1 protein-coding gene is annotated in these 668 nt (G+C 40.0%); it reads left to right on the top strand.

Annotated features, from left to right (window positions below; genetic code table 11):
- The coding region (locus AAIB49_RS19930; RefSeq protein ID WP_343459071.1) for a hypothetical protein at positions 1-668 on the top strand (668 nt) is incomplete at both ends.

Genomic DNA, 668 nt, shown 5'->3' with positions numbered 1-668 from the left:
TAGTCCAGAAGGTAAGCTTTATATCGGGTTAGCGTTTAATAAGACGACACCGGAAGAAAGCAATAATCCCGCAGATTATACATGGAGTGAAATGCCGCAAAATATTGAGATTGGTGGAAGGAATTTACTATTAGATTCCCACTTTTACAACAGTAGCGGCGGATGGCAAGCACGAAACTCACCGTTATCAAGGGAAAACGATGTAATTACAATTTATCCAAATGGGTCTAATATTGGTGCTACTCGATTTGAATTGACAATAGTAATAAAAGAAGCAGGAGTGTATACATTATCAGCAAAAGTTAAAGCAACTACTGGACTACAGTTTAGAGGTTTTGTTGGTACGACTGCGACTAATCAAAGTATCCATCAAACAAACAATGAGTGGACTATAATAAGTACACAGTTTGAGATTACTGAACCTGAAAAGGAAATAATAATTAGATTATACTTACAAGATGGTTCTGCAGGTCAAGTTGCTAGTATGGATTGGGCAAAACTCGAAAAAGGCAACAAAGCCACCGACTGGACACCAGCACCGGAAGATGTACAAGCCGAAATCGACGAAGCGAAACAAGAAGCCGAACGAGCAAAACAAGAAGCCCAACAAGCGAAAACAACCGCAGATGGGAAGAACAGCGTATTTACCCAATCGACACAACCTTCAA

This window comes from Ornithinibacillus proteolyticus, assembly GCF_039581225.1.
In the GTDB taxonomy this organism is placed as follows: Bacteria; Bacillota; Bacilli; order Bacillales; family Amphibacillaceae; genus Ornithinibacillus; species Ornithinibacillus massiliensis.
Note: the sequence above shows the minus strand (reverse complement) of the source record. Positions and strands in the feature narration are given on the sequence as shown.